The sequence below is a fragment of the Collimonas sp. PA-H2 genome (assembly GCF_002564105.1).
GTDB lineage: Bacteria > Pseudomonadota > Gammaproteobacteria > Burkholderiales > Burkholderiaceae_D > Collimonas.
Genome location: NZ_PDBX01000001.1, coordinates 4,164,540 through 4,179,707, shown reverse-complemented (window position 1 = coordinate 4,179,707; position 15,168 = coordinate 4,164,540). Strand labels below are relative to the sequence as shown.

Annotated in this window: 14 protein-coding genes and 1 pseudogene; 9 read left to right on the top strand and 6 right to left on the bottom strand. The window is 61.4% G+C overall.

The genetic code is table 11. The annotated features are described in order from the left end of the window. Positions 1 to 48: 48 nt before the first annotated feature. The 3 genes and pseudogenes from BCF11_RS19195 to BCF11_RS19185 all read right to left on the bottom strand — a co-directional run bounded on the left by BCF11_RS19195 (position 49) and on the right by BCF11_RS19185 (position 3,660). Positions 49 to 990, bottom strand: coding sequence for an ABC transporter substrate-binding protein (locus tag BCF11_RS19195; RefSeq protein ID WP_233212542.1), 942 nt, complete (start codon positions 988 to 990; stop codon positions 49 to 51). Between the two features lie 79 nt (positions 991 to 1,069). Continuing rightward, a pseudogene (locus BCF11_RS19190) lies at positions 1,070 to 1,990 on the bottom strand (ribose ABC transporter permease); the annotation flags it as partial. Between the two features lie 128 nt (positions 1,991 to 2,118). After that, positions 2,119 to 3,660 (bottom strand): sugar ABC transporter ATP-binding protein, encoded by a 1,542-nt coding sequence (locus BCF11_RS19185; protein WP_098496160.1) that lies wholly within the window; start codon positions 3,658 to 3,660, stop codon positions 2,119 to 2,121. Between the two features lie 478 nt (positions 3,661 to 4,138). Between BCF11_RS19185 and cfa the strand changes: the two genes are divergently transcribed. Further along, positions 4,139 to 5,302, top strand: coding sequence for a cyclopropane fatty acyl phospholipid synthase (gene cfa / locus BCF11_RS19180; protein WP_098496159.1), 1,164 nt, complete (start codon positions 4,139 to 4,141; stop codon positions 5,300 to 5,302). A gap of 219 nt (positions 5,303 to 5,521) precedes the next feature. Here cfa and pmbA read toward each other — a convergent pair whose 3' ends face one another. Further along, positions 5,522 to 6,886 (bottom strand): metalloprotease PmbA, encoded by a 1,365-nt coding sequence (gene pmbA / locus BCF11_RS19175; protein WP_098496158.1) that lies wholly within the window; start codon positions 6,884 to 6,886, stop codon positions 5,522 to 5,524. 76 nt (positions 6,887 to 6,962) lie between these two features. Between pmbA and yjgA the strand changes: the two genes are divergently transcribed. The 8 genes from yjgA to BCF11_RS19135 all read left to right on the top strand — a co-directional run bounded on the left by yjgA (position 6,963) and on the right by BCF11_RS19135 (position 14,185). Continuing rightward, positions 6,963 to 7,562, top strand: coding sequence for a ribosome biogenesis factor YjgA (gene yjgA / locus BCF11_RS19170; RefSeq protein ID WP_062113552.1), 600 nt, complete (start codon positions 6,963 to 6,965; stop codon positions 7,560 to 7,562). After that, positions 7,549 to 8,166, top strand: a complete 618-nt coding sequence (gene mog, locus BCF11_RS19165; RefSeq protein WP_098496157.1) for a molybdopterin adenylyltransferase — start codon at positions 7,549 to 7,551, stop codon at positions 8,164 to 8,166. The genes yjgA and mog overlap by 14 nt, the downstream gene beginning before the upstream one ends. Positions 8,167 to 8,205: 39 nt before the next feature. Next, entirely contained in the window at positions 8,206 to 9,240 is a 1,035-nt protein-coding gene (locus BCF11_RS19160; protein WP_098496156.1) for a TRAP transporter substrate-binding protein, read from the top strand. 73 nt (positions 9,241 to 9,313) lie between these two features. Then, positions 9,314 to 10,255, top strand: coding sequence for an MBL fold metallo-hydrolase (locus tag BCF11_RS19155; protein ID WP_098497585.1), 942 nt, complete (start codon positions 9,314 to 9,316; stop codon positions 10,253 to 10,255). A 57-nt stretch (positions 10,256 to 10,312) separates the two neighbouring features. Beyond that, complete coding sequence (locus tag BCF11_RS19150; protein WP_098496155.1) at positions 10,313 to 10,981, top strand: alpha/beta hydrolase; 669 nt, start codon at positions 10,313 to 10,315, stop codon at positions 10,979 to 10,981. Between the two features lie 190 nt (positions 10,982 to 11,171). Then, positions 11,172 to 11,822 carry a hypothetical protein gene (locus BCF11_RS19145; protein WP_098496154.1) on the top strand — a complete coding sequence of 217 codons (651 nt, stop codon included), beginning with the start codon at positions 11,172 to 11,174 and terminating at the stop codon, positions 11,820 to 11,822. Positions 11,823 to 11,853: 31 nt separating this feature from the next. Then, positions 11,854 to 12,261 (top strand): SRPBCC family protein, encoded by a 408-nt coding sequence (locus BCF11_RS19140; RefSeq protein WP_098496153.1) that lies wholly within the window; start codon positions 11,854 to 11,856, stop codon positions 12,259 to 12,261. A 46-nt stretch (positions 12,262 to 12,307) separates the two neighbouring features. Then, positions 12,308 to 14,185, top strand: a complete 1,878-nt coding sequence (locus BCF11_RS19135) for a DUF885 family protein (protein ID WP_098496152.1) — start codon at positions 12,308 to 12,310, stop codon at positions 14,183 to 14,185. A gap of 47 nt (positions 14,186 to 14,232) precedes the next feature. Here BCF11_RS19135 and BCF11_RS19130 read toward each other — a convergent pair whose 3' ends face one another. Beyond that, positions 14,233 to 14,433, bottom strand: coding sequence for a heavy-metal-associated domain-containing protein (locus BCF11_RS19130; RefSeq protein WP_098496151.1), 201 nt, complete (start codon positions 14,431 to 14,433; stop codon positions 14,233 to 14,235). Positions 14,434 to 14,520: 87 nt separating this feature from the next. After that, entirely contained in the window at positions 14,521 to 15,126 is a 606-nt protein-coding gene (locus BCF11_RS19125; protein WP_098496150.1) for an amino acid synthesis family protein, read from the bottom strand. Positions 15,127 to 15,168: the final 42 nt, after the last annotated feature.

The following is a 15,168-nucleotide window of genomic DNA, read 5'->3' as shown; positions in this document are numbered from 1 at the left end:
AGACCGGCGGCTGCCGGCAATCCCGCTCCGGCAACCGCCATTTTTACATCAACGCGGGCTGGACCAGCCTTTGTAGCTAGCGACATTATCATGAGTAATCAGCACCGGCGCCAGCAAAACCACCGGCTTGGCGGGACGCTTGCCGTTCAGGATGTCGTAGCCGATGGCCACTGCATCCTGCGCCTGGGCCCATGGGTCCTGGCTGGCAGAGGCCTGGATCGAGGGGCCCGACTTCAGCGCGGCTTCGATATCCGGCGCACCGTCGACTGAGGTGATGATGATGCCGCTGCGCTTGAGCTGCCTGGCGGCGAGATCGCTGCCGATCGCTTGCGGATCGTTGATGGTGAACAGGCCGTCGATTTTCGGGAAGCGCGTCAGGTAGCCTTGCATGGCGTTCAGGCCGCCTTCGCGCGAACCCTTGCCATCCTGGTCATCGGACAATATCTTGATGCCGGGAGCGGCGGCGAATACGGCTTTGCAGCCTTTGACGCGGTCGGTCACGGCCGTCACCTGCGGCCCGTTCTGGATGATCACATTGCCCTTGCCGCCCAGCTTGTCGACCAAGTACTTGCAAGCCAGCCGGCCAGCCTGCTCATTATCAGTCTGCACCGTCGCATCGACGCCTTTGGCGCCCACATCCACCGCCACCACCACGATACCGGCCTTCTGTGCTTTCTTGATGGCTGGCTCGATGGCCACCGGATCGGTAGCGTTGAGCAGGATCAGGTCGACTCCGGCTGAAATGAAGTTATCGATCTGGGTAAACTGCTTGCTCAGGTCATAGTCGGCCGACACCGCGGTGACCTTGACGTTCGGGTTGATCTGCTGTGCCTTGGCCTTGGCGCCATTGGCCAGCGTCACAAAATACGGATTGCCGAGCGAACCGACGGTGATGCCCACTGCTTTCAGTTCACGCGCCTGCACTACGCCAGAGACAGTCAAAGCCAGTGTCAGCGGCAGTATTGCGGCTAGAGCGAATTTTTTCATCATGCTTGATCTCCTGTTGCCGGTCATATGGAAATCCGGGGACAACGACCAGCTTGCCGTCCCCGGTGGTGTATCGATCTGATTAAGTCCGTGCGCCCGACTGCCGGTAGCGGTCCAGCGCCACCGCGCCGATGATCACGATGCCCTTGATGATGTATTGCCAGATATCGGAAACGCCCAGCAGCACCAGGCCGTTGGTCAGGACGGCGATGATCAGGGCGCCGATCAGGGTGCCGACTATGGAGCCGACGCCGCCGGTAAAGCTGGTGCCGCCGAGGATCACCGCCGCAATCGCATCCAGTTCATAAGACTGCCCCAGCTGCAAGCCGTTGGCGGCGGACAGGCGCGAAGCCGTCATGACGGCGCCGAGGCCGGCCAGCAGGCCGGACACCGCATACACGAACAGCAGCACCTTCCATACCTTGATGCCGGACAGCCGCGCCGCTTCATGGTTGCCGCCTACCGCATAGATCTGCACGCCAATCACGGTGCGGCGCAGGATGAACCAGGACAGCGCCACCACCACCAGCGCGATGATCACCAGCCAGGGCACGCCCAGCAGCGAATCGTTGCCGATGAAGGCGAACGGCAGGTCCGGGTTGAACACCGTCTTGTCGTCCGCCAGCAGGCGCGCCAGGCCGCGCATGGCGGTCAGGGCGCCGAGCGTGACGATGAACGGCGGCAGCCGCATGAAGGCGATCAGGACGCCGTTAGTCAAGCCCAGCAGCAGGCCGAAGCCGACGCCGGCGGCAATCCCCAGCATGCCGAACTGCGGCGACAGCGAAGCCAGCATCGCCACTACCGCCGAAGCCGCCAGGATCGCGCCTACCGAGAGATCGATGCCGGCAGTCAGGATCACGAAAGTCATGCCGGCGGCCAGCACGATATTCACCGAGGCTTGCTGGGTAATGATCGACAAGTTCTGCACGGTAAAGAAGTTTTCGCTCATCAGCGCGAAACCGAGCACCAGCAACAGCAGCACCGGCAGCATGCCGACCGTGCGCAGCACACCGCGCAATTGCTCGCGTTTGCCGATGGTCTCGGCCGTGATATTGCTGCTTGCTTGCATCATATTTGTCTCCTTGCTGTTCTGGTTCATGAATGCCGTCCTTCGCTTATGCGGCCTGCCGATCAAGCCGCCTGCGGCTCTACCTGCTGCGCGCCGGTGGCCAGTTCGATAATGTTTTCCTGGCTGATTTCGCGTCCCGAATGACCGCCAAGTTCCGCCACCAGCTCCCCTTCGCGCATCACCAGCACGCGGTCCGAGGTGCCGACGATTTCCGGCAGTTCGCTGGAAATCACCACCACGCCGACACCGGCCTTGGCCAGTTCATTGATGATGCGGTAGATCTCCGATTTGGAACCGATGTCGACGCCGCGCGTAGGTTCATCCAGGATCAGCACGTGCGGCTTGATTTCCAGCAGGCGCGCCAGCAGCACTTTTTGCTGGTTGCCGCCGGATAGCGCGCCGACGTTGACATTGCCGGAAGCGACCCGGATCGAGAGCGACTTGATCGCCTCCTCCGAACGGCGGGCGCCGCGGCCGCGGTCCAGCACGCCGCCGTAGCGGGAATCCGGCACGCAGGCGCAGACATTGATGTTGTCGCGCACGCTCATGTCGAGGAACAAGCCTTGCGCCTTGCGGTCTTCAGTCAGGTAGACCACGCCGGCGCGGATGGCGTCGGTCGGGTTGCGCAGGCTGGCAAGCGCCTGGCCCGCCACTTCCAGCGTGCCGGAGATGCGCGGATTGGCGCCAAAGATCAGGCGCGCCAGCTCGGTGCGGCCGGCGCCGACCAGGCCGGCGATGCCCAGCACCTCGCCTGCGTGCAGCTCAAAGCTGCAGCCGCGCACGCGGCGGCCGTCGGCCATGTCGCGCACCCGCATCACCACATTACCGGGATCGTAGGGTGCATGTTCCTTCTTGTAGAAACCGGAAAGATCGCGACCGACCATCATCTTCACCAGCGCCTCGGCCGAAAGATCAGCGCGCTCCAGCATGCCGACATGCTTGCCGTCGCGCAGCACCGAGACGCGGTCGGACAATTCATAGATCTCGGCCATGCGATGGCTGATGTACACGATCGCCAAACCCTCCTGGCGCAGCTGGCGGATCAAGGCGAACAAGCGGTCGGTCTCGCGCGAAGACAAGGGCGTGGTGGGTTCATCCATCACCAGGATGCGCGCATGAGCATGGATGGCGCGCGCAATCTCTACCAGCTGGCGCTCGGCGATCGACAGGCTGCTGACCTTGGTCTGCGGCCCGAAGTCGGCGCCCAGGCGCGTCAGCACATCGACGCAGCCGGCCTCCATCGCCTTGCGGTCGACCGTCCAGCCGCGCTTCAGCTCACGACCAAGGTAGATGTTTTCCGCCACGCTCAGGTTCGGACACAGGCTCAGCTCCTGGTAGATCACCGCCACGCCCAGCTCCTTGGCCGCGCGCGGGCCGTAATTGGCGACCGCCTTGCCGTCGATGCGGATTTCACCGCCGGCATCCGCCGCATGGGCGCCGGACAAGACTTTCATCAAGGTCGACTTGCCGGCGCCGTTTTCACCCATCAGGGCATGTACCTCGCCGGCATAGACCGTCAGGTCGACTTCTTTCAATACGCGCAAACCGCTGAAGGTCTTGGAGATGCCGCGCATCTCCAGGATGGGTGTGGTTGCTGGTTTCATAGGCTGCCCCTCAATCTGACTGAATGATCAGTTTCAAATAAAAACACGGATAGCAGGATGCGGCATCGGCATGCTGTCAAGCAATTACCAATGAACGGCAAAGCTCCGGCGCGAGCGAATGCTCAATATTGGTATTTTTTGACAAGGGACGACGAGGTCGAATCACCTCGTAGCGGTGCGGGATTTTCATTTGTCTCCTGGCGCTTATGCTTTTTTACCTAGGCCGCCGTAACCGGAAAATGCAGCCGGCGGCCTGATTTGAGACCAATATTAGTGCAAAGCAAGCGCTTGCGCAAGCGCTTGCTTTTTTGCCGTCAAAGTCAGCTAAATCGAACTTAACGCTTTCTTAACCTAAACCTGGCAAAGCGGTGCTACTCTTTACTGCCAAGCTTCCATGACAAGAATTCCGCTCATAAAAGCAGCTCAACGCAAAGATTCCATCCGTGTACGAATAACTCCATCTAAAAAGGGACACTGCATGAATAATGTGAAAGCCGGCCAGCAAACGCCATTGATCCCAGATACGAATAGCGCGAAAATCATCAGCCAATTGTTTGAACACGCCGGCATCCATCTCAACGGCGACCAGCCCTGGGACATGCAGATCCACGATCCGGCGTTCTTTCAAAAGATGTTTGCGACCTGGGAGCTTGGCATCGGCGAGTCGTATATGGATGGCGACTGGGATTGCGAGCAGCTGGACGAGTTCTTCTTCAGGGTCACCAGCCACGACCTTGAACAAACGGTGGTCGGCCCGGCAAAAATCGGCTTCTTCCTGGAAATCCTGCGGCAAAAATTCTTCAACGTGCAAAGCCGCAAGCGCGCCTTCCAGGTCGGCGAACAGCACTACGACATCGGCAACGATCTGTTTGAAAAGATGCTGGACTCCAGCATGACCTACACCTGCGGCTACTGGCCCAAGGCCGAGAACCTGGAGCAGGCGCAGCTGCACAAGCTCGACTTGATCTTCCGCAAGCTGGAACTGAAACCGGGCGAGCGCCTGCTGGATATCGGCTGCGGCTGGGGCGGCCTGGCGCGCCATGCAGCGCAACACTATCAGGCGGAAGTGGTCGGCATCACGGTTTCAAAGGAGCAGCAGAAACTGGCGCAAGAACGCTGCGCCGGGCTGCCGGTCGCCATCGAACTGATCGATTACCGCGAGCTCACAGGGCAATTCGACAAAATCGTTTCAGTCGGCATGTTCGAGGCTGTGGGCGCAAAAAATTACGACGAATACTTCGGCGTCGCCGCCAGGCTGCTGAAGCCGGACGGCCTGTTCCTGCTGCATACCATCGGCAATTACGAGACCGAAAAAAAGCGCGACGTCTGGCTCGACAAGTACATTTTCCCGAACGGCCACCTGCCCTCGGCCAAGGAAATCACATATGCGCTGGAAGGGAAATTCCTGATACAGGACTGGCACAATTTCGGCCAGGACTACGACCGCACGCTGATGGCGTGGTGGGATAATTTCGAGAAAGCCTGGCCGACGCTGCAAGACAAGTACGGCGAGCGCTTCTACCGCATGTGGAAATACTTCATCCTGTCCTCGGCCGGCTTTTTCCGCTCTGGCCAGGGACAGCTGTGGCAGCTGGTGCTGAGCAAGCGCGGCCGCAAGGGGCAGTACCGCTCAGTGCGCTAGCGCAGCGGATGACTCATCCGGCGTTATTGGCGCCCCCCCCAACTACGCGTCCCGAGCTAGGTGCCCCCGTCATTCCCGCGAACGCGGGAATCCAAGTTGCAGAATATGGCAGTGAAAATGGATTCCCGCGTCCGCGGGAATGACGGGGACACGTAGTTGGGGCGCCTAGCTCGGGGCGCGCAGCTGGGGGCGCCTAGACGGCGCTTTTTTAAGCGCGGTTTAATTGCCGGCGACAGTCATGCTTTCAATCAGCACCGAACCGGTCTGCTTGGTGCCGCGGATCAGGGTATCGGCGCCGATGGCGACGATCTGCGCCAGCATGTCCTTCATGTTGCCGGCGATCGTGATTTCCTCGACCGGATACTGGATGACGCCCTTCTCCACCCAGTAGCCGGAAGCGCCGCGCGAGTAATCGCCGGTGACGTAATTGGTGCCCTGCCCCATCAGCTCGGTGACCAGCAAGCCGGTATCGAGCTTCTTCAGCATCGCCTTGAAATTATCGGTGGCCTTGGTCAGCGAGGAGGTCATGCTGAGGTTATGCGAGCCGCCGGAATTGCCGGTGGTTTTCATGCCCAGCTTGCGCGCCGAATAGGTCGACAGGAAGTAGCCCTGCACCACGCCGTCCTTGACCACGTCGCGGCGCTGGGTCTTGACGCCCTCCTCGTCGAAAGGCGCGGAACCGACCGCGCCGATCACGTGCGGATCTTCGACGATCTGGATATGCGGCGCAAATGCCTGCTGGCCCAGGCTGTCCAGCAGGAACGACGACTTGCGGTACAGCGCGCCGCCCGACACCGCCTGTACGAAAGCACCCAGCAAACCGGCCGCCAAGGGAGCCTCGAACAGCACCGCGCACTTGCGCGTATCCAGCTGGCGCGCATTCAGGCGCGCCAGGGCACGCTCGGCGGCGTAGCGGCCGATGGCTTCCGGCTTGGCCAGCTGTTTGGCGTCGCGCATCGAGGAATACCAGTCGTCGCGCTGCATGTTGCCGCCCTTGCCGGCGATGGGCGCCACCGAAATGGTGTGGCGCGAGAACGGGTAGCCGCCCATGAAGCCGCGCGAATTGGCGCTGACGAAGTGCGATTGCTGGGCGTAGACGCCGGCGCCTTCGCTGTTGGTGATGCGCTTGTCGACGGCAAATGCTGCCGCTTCGCAACGTTTCGCCAGTTCCACCGCCTCTTCGGCCGAGATCAGCCACGGCGAGCAAAGTTGCAAATCCCGGGGATTCATTTCCAAAGTATCAACATCCGGCAAGCCGGCACAGTCGTCTTCGGCGGTGAAACGGGCGATGTTATAGGCCGCTTCGACCGTATCCTGCAAGGCTTTGGCTGAAAAATCCGAGGTGCTGGCATTGCCGCGCCGGGTATGGCCTTCCTCGCCCAGATAGACGGTGACGCCCATGCCTTTGTCTTTGTTTTGCTCGATAGTTTCGACGCTGCCCTTGCGTACGCCCACCGACAAACCACTGCCTTCGCTGATTTCAACGGCGGCGCCGGAAGCGCCTTTTTCCCTTGCATAACGCAAAACATCCTGCGCCAGCTGTTGTAATTGGTCTTGACTATGGATAAATACGGAGTCGCTCATGGGTCGGTTTTCTTCGAATTAGGTATAAAACGGTTATCATAGCAGTCGTTTACAGTATGGAAGCACCCTTTACATCATGCCAAATCCCAATCGGGGCTCCTGCGGCTTTCAGTCCAGCGAGTTCGAACAAGAATACGACCGTCCCTCCAAGTCCCAGCTCAAGCGCGAGATGACTGCCTTGCAGAAGCTCGGCGAAGAACTGATCGCCGAATCGCGCGACCGCGTCAAGCGGGTGCCGATGCCTGAAGATGTGCGCGACGCCATCCTCGAATGCCAGCAGATCAAGGACCACGAAGGCCGCCGCCGCCAGACCCAGTACGTCGGCAAGAAAATGCGCACCCTGGAGCCGCACGAAATCGCCGAGATCCAGAAAACCCTGGATAGCTGGCGCGGCCTGTCGAAAGCCGACACCGCCGCCATGCATGCGCTGGAGCGCCACCGCGACCGCCTGCTGAAGGACGACGGCGCGCTCACCGAGCTGCTGGCGCACCATCCGGAACTGGACGTGCAGCACGTGCGCACCATGATCCGCAATGCCCGCAAGGAGCAGGCCGAGAACAAGCCGCCGAAAGCGTACCGCGAGATTTTCCAGCTGCTGAAAGAATTGCAGAAATCGTCAGGTAACCAGGACGATATCGACGCCGAAGACGACGACGAGCAAGATGAGCACAATTAATCCTGAAACGAGCCTGAGCCTGAAAATCGGCCTGGTATCGATTTCCGACCGCGCCAGCACCGGGGTTTACCAGGACCAGGGCATCCCTGCCCTGCAGGATTGGCTGGCGGCTGCGCTGCTCAGCCCGTGGCAGGTGGAAACCCGCCTGATTGCCGACGAGCGCGCGCTGATCGAGCAAACCCTGATCGAGTTGACAGATAAGCATCATTGCGACCTGGTGCTGACCACCGGCGGCACCGGCCCGGCGCGGCGCGACGTCACGCCGGAAGCGACGCTGGCGGTGGCGACCAAGGAAATGCCAGGCTTCGGCGAACAGATGCGCCAGATCAGCCTGCAATTCGTGCCGACCGCGATTTTGTCGCGGCAAGTCGCCGTGATACGCGAAACCGCCGACCACGCCGCTCTGATCCTGAACCTGCCAGGACAGCCGAAAGCCATCAAGGAAACCCTCGAAGGCCTAAAAGATGCCGACGGCAAGCAGAAAGTGTCCGGCATCTTCGCCGCGGTGCCTTACTGCATCGACCTGATCGGCGGTCCGTATATCGAAACCAATGAAGTGGTGTGCAAGGCGTTCCGGCCGAAATCGGCGCTCAAGCCTGCCTAGGCGCCCTCTTTACCCAACTCTTTTCAGCGGACAGCATCCATGTCGCCAGCGGTTTTCAGCAAATTCAACAAGCACAGCAAACCTCGTTTCAGCCACACCCTGCTCCTTCCGCTACTGGCGATAAGCCTGAGCACGCCGCTGCAGGCGCAAACCCTGCATCTGATCAACGAGTATCCGGCGACCTCGGTCACGGCCGCCGCCGACCTGCAGTTTGCCGACACCGTCAGGCAGCTGGCTGCCGCGCTGCCGGCCGACGCGCTGGCCATCATCACCCAACAGGAAGCGCAGAATCCCTTCAAAGGCAGCGCCCAGGTCGGTGCCTTGAGCGACGGCAAGGTTGAAATGGCGACGCTGTTTGCCGGCATCGCCGGCGCCAGCGACCCTTTCTTCCTGCTGTCTGCGCTGCCGTTTACGGTCGGCGGCTTCGACGACGCCAGGGCGCTCGCCAACTGCGCCCAGCCGGCGGTCGAACAGCATTTGCAAAAATTCAATGCCCACCTGCTGTATGTCACGCCATGGCCGCCGTCCGGCATCTGGTCTGCCACGCCCGTGACCGACCTGGCGGCGCTGCAGGCGCTGCGCATCCGCACCTATGACGACAACAGCCGCGTCGTGTTCGAGCACGTCGGCGCCCATAGCGAGAACCTGCCTTTTTCGGCGGTCCCTGCCAAGCTGGCGGCCGGCGAACTGAACGCCGTGCTGTCCTCCGGCGACGGCGGCGCCGGCAACCGCCTGTGGGATCAGCTAGGCAACTTCAGCGCCATCAGCTACGCCATCCCGCTCAGCTACACCGTGATCAACCAGGATGTCTGGCAGCAACTGAAGCCGGAGCAGCAAGCCGTGCTGAGCGAGGCAGCCAAACGCACCGCGGACGCGTCCTGGAACAAGGTCAAGGATCGCATCGAAGCAAATTACAGCCGCATGCGCGAACACAAGATGACGCTCAACCTGGCGCCGGCGCAAGAGCTGCAAGACAGCTTGCGCAAGGCGGCCGCCAGCCAGGTCGCGGCCTGGCAGCAAAAGGCCGGCGCCGCCGGGATCGTCGAACAATGCCTGAAGGGCGTTGCGCAATAACACCGCCGCCTGGCCGGCACTGGAGAAATCGATGATCAGCAAGCCGCAACAGCAAGGTACGCGCAGGAATTTCATGCAACTGGCGTTGGCCGCAGGAAGCGCTGCCGCGCTGCCGTGGCTAGCGCAAGCGCAGGCCCAGACTAGCGCGCCGCTGGCGGCCGCCGGCGACAAGGGCACGCGCCTGATCCTGCTCGGCACCAAGGGCGGCCCGACACCGTCCGCCCTGCGCGCGGCGCCGGCCAATGTCTTGCTGATCGACGGCCAGCCGTATGTGGTGGATTGCGGCAACGGTGTCGCCCTGCAGCTGGTCAAGGCCGGCGTCAAGCTGCCTCGGATCCGCGATATTTTCCTGACCCACCAGCACTCCGACCACAATGCCGACCTCGGCAACCTGGTGCTGCTGGCCTGGGCCACTGGTCTGGCGACGCCGGTGCAGATGTACGGACCGCCCGGCATGCGTCGCATGATGGACGACTTCGTCCGCATGAACGCGATCGACATCGCCGTCCGCATCAAGGAAGAAGGCCGGCCGCTGCTGCGGCCGCTGATCAAGACCCATGAATTCAGCGGCCCGCGTGTGGTGCTGGAAAACGACCAGGTCAAGGTGACCGCCGCCCTGGTCGACCATTACACGCTGAAACCCGCCTTCGCCTACCGCTTCGACAGCAAGGACCGCTCGGTCGTATTCTCCGGCGATACCGCCTACAACGAAAACCTGATCCAGCTAGCCAAGGGCGCCGACGTGCTGGTGCATGAAGTGATGTACCTGCCGGCACTGGAAAAGCTGATGCGCACCGTCGACAATGCGCCGACCCTGCTCGACCACCTGGTGAAGAGCCACACCAGCACCGCGCAAGTCGGCCTGGCGGCGGCGCGCGCCGGCGTCAAGACGCTGGTGCTGAGCCACTTCGTGCCCGGCGGCGATCCAAGCATCAGCGATGAGATGTGGTCAGCTGAAGCGCGCAAGCAATTCAGCGGCGAAATCATCGTCGGCAAAGATCTGATGGTGATCTGAGCCGCTGCTACCGTTTTCATTACCCCTTAATTTTTCAATCAGGATCCGGACCAACTCATGTCAAGCACACTCGAAACCCTGGAAATTTCCACTTCTGAAAAACCAACTACCGCCGTCATCTGGATGCACGGCCTCGGCGCCGACGGCTCCGATTTCGTCCCCATCGTCAAGGAACTGGACCTGAGCGGCTGCCCCGGCATCCGCTTCGTCTTCCCCAGTGCGCCGGCGATCCCGGTGACCATCAACAACGGTTACGTGATGCCGGCCTGGTATGACATCCTCTCCAGCGACCTGGTGCGGCGCGAAGACGAAGGCGGCCTGCGCAAGTCGCAAGCCGACATCGAAGCCTTGATCGCGCAACAGATCGCACTCGGCATCGCGGCCGACAAGATCGTCCTCGCCGGTTTTTCGCAAGGCTGCGCGATGACGCTGCAGACCGGCTTGCGCTACCCGCAAAAACTGGCCGGCCTGATGTGCCTGTCCGGCTACCTGCCGCTGAACGACAAGATCGCCGCCGAACGCCACGCCGCCAACCAGCACACGCCGATTTTCCAGGCCCATGGCCGCGCCGATCCAGTGGTGCTGGTCAACCGCGCGGAAATGTCGCGCGACTTGCTGCAGCAACTGGGTTACAGCGTCGAATGGCATGAATACATGATGCAGCACTCGGTCTGCGCCGAAGAAGTCGCCGATATCGGCAACTGGCTGCGCCGTGTGCTGGCCTGAGCAAGACCCCCGGCTGAAGCGGCCATCACGGCGCCTTGTGTTGACGCCCCCGCCTACTACCCCGCCCTCCATTGGCGGGGTATTTTTTTGAAAGTTGCATTTTGGAAACGACAGACCTATCATGGCGCCAGCACTGGACGCCTGATGAACGCGGATATCCCGAACCGCCCTTGGCGCTTGCGAGGAAAACATGAACAAGACTGGACTTCTGCTAGCTCTATGCGCATCTTTTACCCATGCCGCCGATACCGGCAAGGCCGCCGAGCAGCAGCGCCAACAAGGCATGCTCTTGAAAACGATTACGCCGATTTACAGCCAGCTGCTGATAGTAAACTCGCCGCCAGGCTTCAAAACTGCATTTGAAAACACCCAGGGCCCGCGCTATATACGGGAAGCGGTGCCGGAAAAAGAAAATGTCGATGAATGGACCCAGATGGTCACCATCACCGGTTTCAAGGACCTGGCGTTGAATCCGCAAGTCAGCCCGCAATCATTTGCAGTCAACATGGCGGCCGGCTTCCAGCACGCCTGCCCGACCTCATTCAGCGGCCAGGAAATCGGCATCGGCAAGATCAGCGAACGCGACGCCTTCGTCCTGGTCGCCTCCTGCGGCACTTCTCCTACCACGGCCGGTAAAACCAGCGAAGCGGCAGTGATCGCGGTAATCAAGGGCAGCAGCGACTATTACACGATTCAATGGGCCGAACGCGGCGCGGTGTCCGCCACGCCGCTTGCCATCGATGTCGGCAAATGGACAGAGAAATTCAGGCAGCTGAACCCGATCAAGCTTTGCCCGGTCGTGGCTGGCGAGGCGGCGCCGTATCCGAGTTGCGTCAATTAGACTTTCAACTTCACATCACGTGGAGATAACTATGTGGACTCATGAAGAAAGCATCGAAACCAGCGCTGCACCATCCCGCGTCTGGGCGCTGTTCGCAGACGTCGCACGCTGGAAGGACTGGAACGCAGGTATCGAGAGCATCGAATTGCATGGGCCGTTCGTTACAGGCGCCAGTTTCACGATGCGGCCGCCGGGACAGGATGCCCTGACCAGCACCTTGATTGAAGTCAAATCCAACGAAAGCTTCATCGACGAGACCGTGGTGGATGAAACTCGGGTGCTGGTCAGCCACAGACTGGTGCTGCTGCCGTCCGGCCGCACCAGGATAATTTACAACACGGAGATCAGCGGACCGGACGCAGATGAAATCGGCCCTATGGTGACCAATGATTTCCCCGATGTGCTGGCGGCCCTCAAGAAACTGGCCGAGCAATCTTGAGATAGACTCTCATAGCCATTCTTTTTCGCAGAATACAAAGGATTCCATGAACAAGACATTCCAGACCTTTTCCCGCCGCCGCCGCGATGTGCTGCTGAGCGCGCTTTCCGCGGCTGCAGTCACCGCCCTGCCCGGCATCGCCCGCGCCCAGGGCAAGGACGCCAGCCCGGCCGACCATAAATTCAACGGCATGCTGGCTGACTTTGCCGAGGAAATCCTGCACCTGTCGCCGACCTCGGCGACTTCGCTGGGGCTCGATTCCGGCGCCCGCGCCGCGCTCAAGTCGCGCTTGCAGGATGCGTCTCCGGCCGGCGATGCGCTATGGGCTAGCCAGGTGAAATCGATGCTGGCGCGCATGCATGCGGTAGACCGCGCCAAGCTCAGCGCCGATGCGCAAATCCGCTACGACAGCGTGCGCTATGCCGCCAACGAAGGCGTGGACGGTCTGCGCTTTTCCTACGGCGGCGCGGCCAGCGGCTTCTACGGCGGCACCACTCCTTTCCCGGTGACCCAGCAGGATGGCGCCCTGATCGCCGTGCCCGAATTCCTCGACTCGCAGCACCACATCGCCAACGCCGCCGACGCTGAAGCCTATCTCGAACGAGTAACGGCGATGGCGCGCCTGCTCGACCAGGAAAGCGCGCGCATCGAGGAACAGGCCGGCAAAGGCGTCATGCCGCCCGATTTCATTGCCCGCACCGCACTGGCCCAGCTGCAGAACTATCGCAACACGCCGGCAGCAAGGCAAAAGCTGGTGACTTCGATCACCCGCCGCACCCGCGAGCTCGGCATCGAGGGTGACTGGGAAGCGCGCGCGACGGCGCTGGTGAACGGCAAGGTATATCCGGCGCTGGAACGGCAGATCGCCAGTTTTTCGAAAGCCACCGCCAAAGCCAGCGACGTCGCCGGCGTGCAGCGCTTGCCGGACGGCGCCGCGTATTACGAATGGGCGCTGAAACTGGGCACCACCACTACCCGCAGCGCCGCCGAAATCCACGCCATCGGGTTGGAGCAGAACAAGGCGCTGCAGGCGCGCATCGACACCATCCTCAAGGCGCAGGGCATCAGCCAGGGTACGGTAGGCGAACGCCTGCTGGCGCTGTCCAAGGATCCCAAGCGCTTCTATGCCGACGACGACCAGGGCCGCGAGCAACTGATCGCCTATTGCAACGAGCGGGTTGCCGCAGTGCGCCTGCTGATGCCGAAGATCTCGCACCTGGACCTGAAGGCGCCGCTGATCATCAAGCGCGTGCCGGCCGATATCGAAGCGGGCGCCGCGCTGGGCTATATGAATTTCGCGGCGCTGGACGGCTCGCGGCCGGCGATTTATTACATCAACCTGAAATCGACCACGCTCTGGCCGAAATCGGAAATCGCCACGCTCACTGCTCACGAAGGCATTCCTGGCCATACCTGGCAGGGGGCGTATCTGGCGGAACGCCATGTGGAGCTGCCGCTGATCACCTCTATGATGGGCTTCAACGCCTTTATCGAGGGCTGGGCTCTGTATGCCGAGCAGCTGGTGGACGAGTTCGGCATCTATGCGCACGATCCATTCAGCCAGATCGGTTATCTGCAGGCGCAGCAGTTCCGCGCCTGCCGCCTGGTGGTCGATACCGGGCTGCACGCGATGAACTGGACGCGCCAGCAAGCGATCCGCTTCATGGTCGAAAACTGCGGCCGCGGCGTCGCCGCCATGACCAGCGAAGTCGACCGCTACTGCGTGTCGCCGGGACAGGCTTGCGGCTACAAGATGGGACACAACGAGATCCTGCGCCAGCGCGACCGCGCGAAACAGGTGCTGGGCGCCCATTTCGACCTGGCCGGCTTCAACGATGCGCTGGTGAAAAGCGGCGGCGTGCCGCTGACGGTATTGCCGACGGTGATCGATCGCTACATTGCCGGCGTCAAGGTCAGCGCATGAGTATCAGCGGCGACGGCAGGCAATCCTGCCGTCGTCGCTGCATCGGCTCAGGCCTGCAGTTGCGGCGTGTAGCCGGCGTCCTTGATGGCTTCGGCCAGTTCCGCAGCGCTGGCCTGGCTCTGGATAGCCACCGTGTGGCTGTCGATCTTGATATCCACCTTGGCGCCGGCATCGACACCGTTGATGGCCTTGGTGATGCGGCCGGCGCAATGGCCGCAAGTCATGTCCTGCACAGTGAATTGAATCATGTTTTGCTCCGTGGGTGAGTTTATCGTTACACCCACTATAAACCTTCCCACGGTAGCAAGGTCAAGCCCGGATTCGAGCCACCAAGATCAGTTGAGGCCGTTCTTGCCTTCGATTTCATTGGCTTTCAGACCGCCCAGGCGCGCATGCAGGCGGCCGCGGGTAGCCACGGCAAACGCCACCACCACTTCATCGGCGTTCGGCGCGTCGAAGAACTGGCTGGTGACGGTGTCGTAGTGCGACGGCACATACAAGGCATTCTTGTGCGCCAGCGGAATATCCAGCTCTGCGCCTGGCACGCCGCGCTTGCCGGCGGACGGGATCCAGGCCTTGCCGCCGCCGATCGCTTCGCGGATAGGCATCACCATGGCTGGCGTCAGGAAAGCGTTGCCGTGTTCGTATTCGCCGGCGATGCCGACGATGCAAGCCTTGCCATAGCTTTCCAGCTCTTCCCCTGCCAGCGCAGCGACGATGCGGCGGCCGAATTCGCGGCCCAGCGCGGGAGAGTTCGCCAGGATCAGGTCCAGGTTGTCGCTGAAACGGCCTGCGTAAGGATTGTGGATGGCCGCGGCGATGACGATCTTGCGCAAAGGCTTGCCGTCGGCCAGCATGCCGTTTTCATTGGCCAGCGTGTCGTCGATCTGGGTGTACCACTTGCGGATATGATAATTCTCGAAATTGGCTGGCTTGGACATGATGCGTTCCTGACAAGTTAACTGGTGGATGATGCTTTGGAC

Bases quoted from the DNA above. Each gene is read 5' to 3' on its own strand.
- BCF11_RS19125 (WP_098496150.1), bottom strand. From the start codon at position 15,126: ATGTCCAAGCCAGCCAATTTCGAGAATTATCATATCCGCAAGTGGTAC.
- yjgA (WP_062113552.1), top strand. From the start codon at position 6,963: ATGCCAAATCCCAATCGGGGCTCCTGCGGCTTTCAGTCCAGCGAGTTC.
- BCF11_RS19135 (WP_098496152.1), top strand. From the start codon at position 12,308: ATGAACAAGACATTCCAGACCTTTTCCCGCCGCCGCCGCGATGTGCTG.
- cfa (WP_098496159.1), top strand. From the start codon at position 4,139: ATGAATAATGTGAAAGCCGGCCAGCAAACGCCATTGATCCCAGATACG.
- BCF11_RS19130 (WP_098496151.1), bottom strand. From the start codon at position 14,433: ATGATTCAATTCACTGTGCAGGACATGACTTGCGGCCATTGCGCCGGC.
- pmbA (WP_098496158.1), bottom strand. From the start codon at position 6,886: ATGAGCGACTCCGTATTTATCCATAGTCAAGACCAATTACAACAGCTG.
- BCF11_RS19150 (WP_098496155.1), top strand. From the start codon at position 10,313: ATGTCAAGCACACTCGAAACCCTGGAAATTTCCACTTCTGAAAAACCA.
- mog (WP_098496157.1), top strand. From the start codon at position 7,549: ATGAGCACAATTAATCCTGAAACGAGCCTGAGCCTGAAAATCGGCCTG.
- BCF11_RS19185 (WP_098496160.1), bottom strand. From the start codon at position 3,660: ATGAAACCAGCAACCACACCCATCCTGGAGATGCGCGGCATCTCCAAG.
- BCF11_RS19155 (WP_098497585.1), top strand. From the start codon at position 9,314: ATGCAACTGGCGTTGGCCGCAGGAAGCGCTGCCGCGCTGCCGTGGCTA.
- BCF11_RS19140 (WP_098496153.1), top strand. From the start codon at position 11,854: ATGTGGACTCATGAAGAAAGCATCGAAACCAGCGCTGCACCATCCCGC.
- BCF11_RS19195 (WP_233212542.1), bottom strand. From the start codon at position 990: ATGATGAAAAAATTCGCTCTAGCCGCAATACTGCCGCTGACACTGGCT.
- BCF11_RS19145 (WP_098496154.1), top strand. From the start codon at position 11,172: ATGAACAAGACTGGACTTCTGCTAGCTCTATGCGCATCTTTTACCCAT.
- BCF11_RS19160 (WP_098496156.1), top strand. From the start codon at position 8,206: ATGTCGCCAGCGGTTTTCAGCAAATTCAACAAGCACAGCAAACCTCGT.